At 55.7% G+C, this 9,163-nt stretch carries 10 protein-coding genes; 3 read left to right on the top strand and 7 right to left on the bottom strand.

What is annotated here, in order from left to right; translation table 11 throughout:
* The coding region (locus BOW52_RS17140) for a hypothetical protein (protein ID WP_172840384.1) at window positions 1-1,047 on the top strand (1,047 nt) is incomplete at its 5' end.
* 201 nt (window positions 1,048-1,248) lie between these two features.
* Here BOW52_RS17140 and BOW52_RS15295 read toward each other — a convergent pair.
* The 6 genes from BOW52_RS15295 to BOW52_RS15320 form a co-directional block, all read right to left on the bottom strand.
* Window positions 1,249-2,181 carry an ATP-grasp fold amidoligase family protein gene (locus tag BOW52_RS15295; protein ID WP_078484951.1) on the bottom strand — a complete coding sequence of 311 codons (933 nt, stop codon included), beginning with the start codon at window positions 2,179-2,181 and terminating at the stop codon, window positions 1,249-1,251.
* Window positions 2,165-2,587: a VanZ family protein gene (locus BOW52_RS15300; RefSeq protein ID WP_078484952.1), complete on the bottom strand. Its 423-nt coding sequence runs from the start codon at window positions 2,585-2,587 to the stop codon at window positions 2,165-2,167. The genes BOW52_RS15295 and BOW52_RS15300 overlap by 17 nt, the downstream gene beginning before the upstream one ends.
* 15 nt (window positions 2,588-2,602) lie before the next feature.
* On the bottom strand, window positions 2,603-2,884 hold the full coding sequence (ppnP, locus tag BOW52_RS15305) for a pyrimidine/purine nucleoside phosphorylase (protein ID WP_078484953.1): 282 nt from the start codon (window positions 2,882-2,884) through the stop codon (window positions 2,603-2,605).
* A gap of 23 nt (window positions 2,885-2,907) precedes the next feature.
* A complete protein-coding gene (locus BOW52_RS15310) occupies window positions 2,908-3,705 on the bottom strand; it encodes an undecaprenyl-diphosphate phosphatase (RefSeq protein WP_078484954.1) in 798 nt (265 codons plus the stop codon).
* An 87-nt stretch (window positions 3,706-3,792) separates the two neighbouring features.
* Entirely contained in the window at window positions 3,793-4,488 is a 696-nt protein-coding gene (locus BOW52_RS15315; protein ID WP_236725776.1) for a hypothetical protein, read from the bottom strand.
* A complete protein-coding gene (locus BOW52_RS15320; RefSeq protein ID WP_078484955.1) occupies window positions 4,488-5,702 on the bottom strand; it encodes a class I SAM-dependent methyltransferase in 1,215 nt (404 codons plus the stop codon). Before BOW52_RS15320 ends, BOW52_RS15315 begins: the two co-directional genes overlap by 1 nt.
* A gap of 43 nt (window positions 5,703-5,745) precedes the next feature.
* Between BOW52_RS15320 and BOW52_RS15325 the strand changes: the two genes are divergently transcribed.
* Both BOW52_RS15325 and ppk1 read left to right on the top strand, forming a co-directional pair.
* On the top strand, window positions 5,746-6,501 hold the full coding sequence (locus BOW52_RS15325; RefSeq protein WP_078484956.1) for a pteridine reductase: 756 nt from the start codon (window positions 5,746-5,748) through the stop codon (window positions 6,499-6,501).
* 66 nt (window positions 6,502-6,567) lie between these two features.
* Window positions 6,568-8,643, top strand: coding sequence for a polyphosphate kinase 1 (gene ppk1, locus BOW52_RS15330; RefSeq protein WP_078484957.1), 2,076 nt, complete (start codon window positions 6,568-6,570; stop codon window positions 8,641-8,643).
* Between the two features lie 59 nt (window positions 8,644-8,702).
* On the opposite strand, the gene BOW52_RS17950 is transcribed toward ppk1, so the two are convergent.
* A partial coding sequence (locus tag BOW52_RS17950; protein ID WP_135622513.1) for an HNH endonuclease occupies window positions 8,703-9,163 on the bottom strand: 461 nt, incomplete at its 5' end.

The raw sequence follows: 9,163 nt of genomic DNA on the forward strand, positions 1-9,163 counted from the left end.
TTCTTCGTCGTTCGCTCGCGCTCTCAACTACGAATATGCAGACGGCGTCGACTATCGCGGACTAACCGCCTTCGCTTCGCTATCCATGGCGGTCAGCGCTGGGAATCAACACAGTCGGCCACCATCGCGCCCGGTATGAATGGCACTCGTCTGCAGTTCAACTTCATCACACCCGACAACCTTCCCGAATCGAGCAACAAAACATCGGGCAACCGCCACCGTTGGGAGCTGAGCGCCAAGGGCGAGATGCGTGGTCCTGATCTTGATCGAAGCTTCGATATCCCGGTTTACGACACCGGTGAGGCGAGTAGCGACAAGGTCAGAACCGCCGATCAGGCTGCTTTGCACATTGATGATGAATCGGCAGCAGTAGAGCTCGACAGCGACAAAGTGGTCATCACCCCGCAAGCCGACGGGACCAACCTCTTCTACCCGGTAATGCGTGATCTCGGCTTTGCCATTGGCATGATGATATTCGGTACTCTATTCGCTGCCCCCGTGTTATTGATCAACCACTTCACTGGTGGTGACGTGCCAATCACCTTTCTCATCATCTTTGTCTTCATCGGCGGCCTACTACTTCTCTCTGGTCTCTATATGGTAACCAACAGCCTTGAGGTACATGCAGGACGCACAGCCATCACCACCACTCGTCGCATACTCGGCTTTCCACTGCGCACGACTATAGCCACTGAAGAGATCGTTGATTTTGAGCAGAAGGTGGCGATGAGCAGCAGTAGCGGCAGTAAACGAAAGATCAGAATTAAGATTGAGGCGATCACCCGAGACGGAAAAAAACAGACCCTCGGCGACACCTTGCCCAATGCCAAAACGGCCAAACACCTGATTGAGATAATCGAACATGCAACGCACTTCAAAGGTGGAGATCTGCCAGCCAGTGACAGCTTCAAACATCGAAAACAACAGATCAGCGAGAGCAGTAAACGAAAATTCCGTTACGCAGCAAACATCATCGCTTTTATTATCTTTGTTTTTATCATGTGGGACTTCTTTGGCGACATTATTCCACCACTGCTTTCTCGCTAGAACTCACACTGTCCAGCCACATAGTTGAACAACCAAGAGCCAATTGAGATGACTAACAAGACCCAGACAGCCACACTGGACTTGCGGGTGCCCCGATGACCGGCAGAGTAATCAGTGAACTCATCACCGGCAAAACGCCCTCTATCGACATCGCACCTTTCGATCTCTATCGGTTTTAGACATAAAGCAACAAAGAAGAGACTATTCCTTCTCCATCAGATTGGTAGGCGACCACTCGACCTGACAATAGGGATCGCTCCTATAGGGTTCAATATTGAAGGCGTCGCCATAGTAACGATCGAGCTCCTTTGGATCAGCCATTGAAAGTCCGTTATTCGGCGTAAAGGTTAATTCACTAAAGTAGATCTTTCCGGCCACGTTATAGAGATCGACACGCACAAAAGGAAAGCCAGCTGAAAGTTTCTCACTAATCGCCAACATCTCATTCAGGTTATCGGGCCGATCTATTCTTTGTGTTACACGATCAGCGTGGCTGTCATGCTTTTTAAACTCCTTCCATTCAGTATTGAACACCCTGAAGAGATCGCCGCCAGGTCGATCGATACTCACATGGATCGCCACCGGCTTACCGTCGAAGCAGTAAAATCTGAAATCAAGTAGATTACCGCTCGGATCACGCAGATATTTCTCGATAATTATCCGACCCGTAATATTCCTGTAATTTGCCTCACCACTTATGCGCGAGTAATAACTACTCCTCAACCAGCCACGCACCTTGTTCCCCGTTTCATGCCAATCGAGCAACCGTTTGTCTTCCACGCGAACATTCCAGCCGCAGCCGTGCGTCGCCTTCAACATAAAACGGCTTGGAAGCCCACCATAATCGATCTCTTCAAAATGACTGTAGAGGCCAAGTAGCGGTACGAGCACCTCCTCTCCAACCCTTTCAGCGACAAATTCACGTACGGTGTATTTATCAACGAAGTCTGCCAGCGAGGCCAGATCACAGTTGGCCTTCACCCAATGAAGTTTTTCAGTGAATGTTCGGGGATTATCGAGATTGAGCGGATAGCCGTGGGCCCGAAAGAAGCGCTCCCGTATGTATTGATCCAGACAGCAACGCTTGAGCAGGCTCTTCCTGAATCTGGACAACCGTCTACTGACAATCCCCATACGCCCCCTCCGCCTGATCCACCCCAGCCCCGTTCTGCTCCAAATGCAACAGAAGCTCCGTTCCACAACAGCGGATCAACAGATAGCCTAGCCCTACACCCACGCCATTGGCCACCATATCGAGATACTCGAACCGACGTAGACTCCCCATCCCCTGCAACAGCTCAAGCGAGGCACCCATAGCGATCAGTAAAAGTGCTAGTAGCAGTCGCCGCCGACCGCCTCGATAGAGCACCATGAACCAGCCCATCAATAGTGCATAGGCCGCAGCGTGCCCCAGCTTGTCACTGTAGCCGAGTGTTGGTATGGGATCGGGTAGTGGAGGCAGCAGCGAAAGCAGTACTAATGCCAACACCAGCAACCACCCGATTGCGAGCCAGACCCGGCGAAACTTCAGCTCGCGCACACCTACACCAGGCGGTTATTTATAGAGGCAGAGGTAGGCGCTCTCAACAGCGACCTTCACCCCGAAGCTCTGGTTAGCCTCTACGGTAAAGCTTGTGCCGGGACCGAAGCTCTGCCAGCTATCGCTACCAGGTAGCTTGATATCGAGCCCACCGCTAACCACGCTCATGATCTCCTGCTGCGAGGTGCCAAACTCATATTCTCCAGGCGCCATTACGCCGACGGTGGCGGGACCATCACCGGTCTCAAAGGCAATTGACTTCACCTTGCCATCAAAATACTCATTGGCCTTGAACATGGTTAACTCCCGTTATTTATTAGTCAGAAATAGAGCGCCAGTAGAACTGCGCCAAGCGCTAGCCGGTAGATCACAAACGGCACCATACCGATCCGTTCCAGCAGCTTGAGAAAGAGGTGAATACAGAGGTAGGCACTCACAGCCGACAGTACCGTGCCAAATAGCAGTGCCTGCCAGTCGACACCACTGCCCTGCTTGATCAGTTCAATACTATGCAGACCACCGGCGAGCACAATCACCGGGATCGAAAGCAGGAAGGAGAAGCGTGCCGCAGCGGCGCGCTCCAGTCCCAGCATCAGGCCAGCGGTCATGGTAATACCGGAACGCGAGGTACCCGGGATCAACGCGATAGCCTGCGCCGCACCGATAAAGAGCACATCACCCCAGCCGAGGGAATGCTCATCGCGCACCCGCTTGCCCTGTCGATCGGCCCACCAAAGTAGCAGACCAAAGCCGATGGTCGTCCAGGCGATGACCAGCGGTGAGCGTAGCGAGGTCTCGACAAGATCCTTCAGTAAAAGACCGGCTATACCGACAGGAATGGTGCCCAGCAGCACCGCCCATGCGAGTCGACTCTCACCCACCATACGACGCTCGACAATCGACACGCCCCAATCACGCGACATCTTCAGCAGCTCGCAACGGAAATACCAGACCACTGCTGAGAGCGTACCGACATGAACGGCGACATCGAAGGCGAGCCCCTGGTCACTCCAACCGCCCAGTTTGGGTAACAGAATCAGGTGGGCAGAGCTGGAGATCGGCAGGAACTCGGTCAGCCCCTGCAGGATCGCCAGTGCGATAATCTGGATCGTCTCCACTATCGGTGGTCTCGCTTAGAAAAGTGGTGCGAGGGTACGACGGCTGGTACGAATAGACAACTGCGGTCCACCTTCTCACCCATTGATTCAGATCGGCAGGAAGACCGCCCCTGCCACCCGCTGAATGACACCCTTGATGGTGCGATTGGTCTTGTCGGACATGATCTTGGCCATCAGGTCGTGGCTGGCGATCAGCTTGCCGAAGAGGCGTTCATAGCTGAGATTGATCACCCGCCCCTCGGTCGCATTGCTGAGCAGAAACAGCTCGCCGCGGACATTGCGAGAGTGACCAAGGCGCCAGGCGGCTATCTCGTAGTTACGCGCTGCATTGTAGAGACTCTGTGGCTCTATCGAATCGAACATATAGAACTCGGTCTTACCGCCATAGGCATCGATACTCATCGTTGCCAGACCAGCAATGAAGGCAAGCACCCGGTCGTGGCCATAATCCTCACGAAAAGCCTCTTCGATCAATGCGGTGCCACGCTTACCGCCAACATTCGGTACCGCCCACCCCTGCTCATTGGCGAAGAGACGTGCGACCGCCGCCTCCATGCTCTCGAATCCGCCCCGGCGCCACTCCTTCGGATTACGCTTGTAGAGCTTCACCATCAGGGTGCGCAGGTAGTCGAGCGAGCTGTTGAGATGGTACTCCGAGACCATATCGATATCGGACTTGGCGATCGACTTGAGATTAAAGCTACTGGTATCGCCCGGTTTGGTCTCGGTGGCGACGCAACCCGCGAGCAGCAGCACCATCAACAGTGCAACAAAACCTCGCATCAGAGCTCCAGCTGCCCACTGTAATCACGCAACGAGAAACCGCGCAGCGGTTGTTTATAATCGCGTGTCAGCGCCAGCGCCTTGAAACGCTCCCCCATCTCACCCGGCATGGTCAGCTTCTTGATCTGCTGGGTGGCGCTCATAAAGCGCTGCGTATCGTTAATATCAAACTCCGCCAGCAGCTCCTCCAGCCCGCATCCGATCAGCAGGTGCATCTGGTTGGTGTAACCACCCAGCTCAAAACCGGCATCCAGAGCTGCCTCGGTTGCTGCACTGAAGTCGACAAAGCTGGTGATGTCCTGCAGCCCCGGTAGATAGAGCGGCGCCTCATGGGCGCGATGGCGGTAGTGGCAGATCAATGTGCCGCTGCTGCGCTGTGGCAGATAGTACTCACGGCGTGGATAACCGTAGTCGATCAACAGTGCGACACCCGCCTTCAACACCTCAGAGAGTGCCGAGAACCAGGGGGAAAACTCGAGACAACACTCCGACTCATACCCGACCGGCAGCGGCTCCTCAAGTTGACTCTGCAGCCGCTCAACCGCCCCACGTAACGACACCTCGGCAGGCTCTGTTGTAAGAACCAGGCCACCCTCTGCCACCGTAACGCGTACCTGCTCAACCCCATGTTCCGCAATTCGAAAACGCTCTACCGGCATCGCATCGAGCAGCTCATTGCCGAGCACTACGCCCCGCAGCTCAACACCATCTAGTCCATCGAGCCACTCAACCCTCTCCAACAGATGCGGTGCCTTCGCCTGAATCGTCTCACGCTGCCGCTCGCGCAGCTCGCCACTTAACTCCTGGATCAGATAACGTTGCGGCAACTGCCCCAGCTGCTCCAGCTCGAGCAGGATATCGCTCGCCATCACCCCACTACCGGCACCGAACTCGAGAATATCGCCGCCACCTAGCGAGCCCAGCACCTCGGCACACTGCCTGGCCAGCGCACGGGAGAAGAGCGCTGAGATCTCCGGTGCGGTGGTAAAATCGCCCGCTTCGCCAAACTTGCGCGCCCCACCACTGTAATAACCGAGCCCCGGCGCATAGAGTGCCAACGCCATATAACGGGCAAAGCTGATGCTCTCCTCGCCGATCTCACTCGCGATCAGCTCCACCAGCGCATGGCTCTGTGCCAATGCCGCCGCCTCAGGCTGCGGTAGATCGGCCAGCGCTCGCTGCGCCTCGCGTGCTCTTGTTTCGATAGTTGCCATAATTAGGGTAGAGTTTCGATAAAGCAGACGAAGGTAAAGAAGTGTGAGCGATACGACAACCCTACACCCTAACCAGACCGCCCTGATTACCGGCGCGGCACACCGCATTGGTGCAACCACCGCACGCACCCTGCACGCTCACGGCATTGATCTGCTGCTCCACTATCGCCACTCAACAGAGGCGGCCGAGAAGCTGGCGAACGAGCTAAATGCGATGCGCGCCGACTCGGTTCGGCTACTACAGGCCGACCTGCACGAAACCGGTAAGCTGCCGGTACTGATTGAACAGGCGGTCTCTGCCTGGGGACGACTCGACATCCTGGTCAATAACGCCTCATCCTTCTATCCCACCCCAGTGGGGGAGGCCACCACCCACGAGTGGGATGACCTGATGGGCTCCAACCTCAAGGCTCCCTTCTTCCTCTCGCAGGCAGCCGCTCCTCACCTGCTTCAGCACCGCGGCGTGATTATCAATATCGTCGACATCCACGCCGAACAGCCGCTGAAGGGCCATCCGATCTACAGCATGGCCAAGGCGGGGCTGGTGATGATGACCCGCTCTTTGGCACGCGAGCTGGGTCCAGAAATCCGCGTCAACGGTGTCGCCCCCGGTGCCATCCTCTGGCCTGAGCAGGGCCTGGAGGAGAGCGACAAGAGCGATATCATCGACCGTACCGCGTTGAAGCGTCAGGGCCAGCCAACCGACATCGCCCGTGCGGTGCTATTTTTAATTCGTGAAGCAGACTATATGACCGGTCAGATCATGACCGTCGATGGTGGTCGCTCTCTCGGCTACTGACGAACGTCATACCGATTTCATCGACTGCTGATAAGCTCAATACCAACCGATAACAACAGGCTCACCATGGATACCATCGATCTCAACCAACCCGAACTCTATATCAACCGCGAACTGAGTCTGCTGGAGTTCAACCAGCGAGTCCTCGAGCAGGCGAAGGATGAGTCGATTCCGCTACTCGAACGCCTACGCTATCTCTGTATCTCCAGCACCAACCTCGATGAGTTCTTCGAGATCCGTGTTGCCGGCTTGAAACAGAAGGAGGAGTTCGGCTCCTTCAAGAGCGAACCCGACAACCTCTCCCCCCAGGATCAGCTCAGAGAGATCCAGAAGCGCACCAAACCGCTAATCGAGGAGCAGTATCGACTGCTCAACGAGGAGCTCTTTCCACTGCTGGAGAAGGAAGATATCCGCTTCATCCGTCGCGCCGACTGGAGTGAGGCGCAGGCGAAGTGGCTGCACAACTTCTTTGAGGAGTCGCTACTACCGGTACTCAGCCCGCTGGGTCTCGACCCGGCCCACCCCTTCCCGCACCTGCTCAACAAGAGCCTCAACTTCATCATCTCGTTGAAGGGGCGTGACGCCTTCGGCAGAACCGGTGCCTACGCTGTGGTGCAGGCGCCGCGCGCACTGCCGCGCCTGATCCAGCTGCCACCCGAGGATGAGGGGAATGGCGAGCACGACTACGTCTTCCTCTCCTCGGTCATCCACGCCTATGTCGATGCGCTCTTCCCCGGCATGAAGGTCACCGGCTGTTACCAGTTCCGCATCACCCGTAATAGCGACCTCTACGTCGATGATGAGGAGATCGACGATCTGATGCGTGCCGTCGAGGGCGAGCTCGCCTCACGCCGCAACGGTGCAGTGGTGCGTATCGAGATCGACCACAAGTGCCCGGAGGATCTACAGCGCTTCCTGCTCGAGACCTTCCAGCTGACCGAAGGCGACGCCTATCTGGCCAACGGCCCGGTCAACCTCAACCGTCTGATGTCGGTCTGCGATCTGGCCGATCGACCACACCTGACCTTCAAACCCTTCACCCCCAACCTGCCCGGCAAACTCAACAGCAACCCCGATCTCTTTAAGCTGCTAGGCAAACAGGATGTGCTGCTGCACCACCCCTACGAGTCGTTCCTGCCGATCGTCGATTTCCTCAAGCAGGCGGCGCTCGATCCCGAGGTGCTGGCGATCAAACAGACCCTCTATCGCACCGGCCCCAAATCTGCGGTGGTCGATGCATTGGTAGCGGCGGCACGCGCTGGCAAGGAGGTGACGGTGGTGATCGAGCTGCGCGCCCGTTTTGATGAGGCGGAGAATATCGCCCTGGCCAACCGCCTGCAGGCTGCTGGTGCCCACGTCGTATACGGCGTGGTCGGCTATAAGACCCACGCCAAGATGGTGCTGGTGATTCGCCGCGAGGGTAAGAAGCTACGCCGCTACGTGCATCTCGGCACCGGCAACTACCACCCTCGTACCGCTCGGCTCTATACCGACTACGGCCTGATGACCAGTAACAAGGATGTCGGTGAGGATGTGCAACAGATCTTCGGTCAGCTCACCAGTCTGGGACGGGTGATCAAGCTCAACAAGCTGCTCTCTTCACCCTTTACCCTGCACGATGCGATGATCGAAAAGATCGAGCGCGAAATCGAACACGCCAAGTCTGGAAAAGATGCACACATCATCATTAAGACCAACTCACTGACCGAGCCACAGAGTATTCGTGCGCTCTATCGCGCTTCAATGGCGGGAGTAAAAGTCGATCTGATCGTGCGTGGTGTCTGCCGTCTGCGTCCTGGCATCGAAGGGGTTTCGGAGAATATCCGCGTGCGTTCGATCATCGGTCGCTTCCTCGAACACACCCGTGTCTTCTACTTCCACAACGGCGATGAGCCGGAGGTCTTCTGCGCCAGCGCCGACTGGATGGATCGAAACTTCTTCCGCCGTGTCGAGACCTGCTTCCCGGTAATCGCCAAGGATCTTCGTGCGCGGGTCATCCACGAACTGGGTTACTACCTGAATGACAGCGCCCAGGCGTGGCTGCTCAATAGCGATGGCAGCTACCAGCGCGCTGTCCCCGAAGGGGATGATGAGCCGTTCAGCGCCCAGCGTACCCTGCTGGCAGAGCTGGGTGGCGGTTAGTACATACCTACTGGCACACTCCAATATTCGCAAATATAAAGCGAGTAATGGAGTAATTATTAGATGATCGCGTCTTCGATTGTCTTCACAATATCGATCAAACTATCGTTGAACTTTGTTGAGTCCAAAGCGTAATGGGCGCGGCAATGACAGACTGGACAGAGAGCAATGACATTTACAGGGATATCGGGACCACCATCAGCAAGCTTAAACATGTGATGCACCTCAAGATATGGACCATCTTTTGTTTTGAAAGGCGCACTTTTTCCACAAGCCTCACAAATCCCATTTGCTCTTTTCTTTGCGTATAGCTTAATCGCCTTTGATCTGTTTTTGATGTTCGCTATCTTTTGATCTTTCGTTGCTGAACCAACCACCGATTTTAGCGCTATGTCTTTTAATTCCTTCAGCGACATACCCTTTTTCGGGGAGTCGCTATTTTTGCGGAAGCTTGTTTTGGGCATCCAAGCCCAAGCAAGCGGCAAATACTTAACGCGACCGTTTATGCCTACGGCGCCCC

It is taken from the genome of Solemya pervernicosa gill symbiont (genome assembly GCF_002020875.1).
In the GTDB taxonomy this organism is placed as follows: Bacteria; Pseudomonadota; Gammaproteobacteria.